Raw genomic sequence first — 563 nt, 5'->3', positions numbered from 1 at the left:
CGTTGTTCTTGAGATGAAACTGAAAAGTAATTATAGTATCCCGAACGGGATACACCAGCTACTTTACACAAATGACTGACCATATTCCTTAAGTTGTATTTCATGATGACAGAACGAATCAAGATGAATTTCTGACTAGGTGGTAGTGTTATTTCCTTCTCATCCTCCCTTCCATAAGTTTGATTTTTTTTAGCAATTCGTTTTCCGCCTTTAGTAAGTTTCGTTCGGCTTCTAAACGGGCATACTTTTCTTCTAACGTAAGCTCTCTCTCAAGAGTTCTTCCAGCGTTTTCGATACGTGTATCCCTTAAACCCAATACACCATTTTTTCTATAAGCAGCACGCCATCTACTTCCCGATGACATAACTCGTTTCATTCCAATCATATCTATATCAAAACCACATTCTTCAAAAATATTTCGAGGTAGCTTTCCTTTTTCATTTTCCTCAATAAAAATATGCTTAAATTCCTCTGTATAAGTGATACCTTTCTGACTTACAGATTTTATGTATGGGTTATTTGATAGAATTTGAATGTCTCTTTCCGTAAATAGCTTTTTTGTC

At 35.3% G+C, this 563-nt stretch carries 1 pseudogene; it reads right to left on the bottom strand.

The features are described from left to right. Window positions 1–563: pseudogene (locus FE392_RS22955) on the bottom strand (HTH domain-containing protein); the annotation flags it as partial.

This window comes from Xenorhabdus santafensis, from assembly GCF_033949405.1.
GTDB lineage: Bacteria > Pseudomonadota > Gammaproteobacteria > Enterobacterales > Enterobacteriaceae > Xenorhabdus > Xenorhabdus santafensis.
This window is presented reverse-complemented; position numbering and strand designations above follow the sequence as displayed.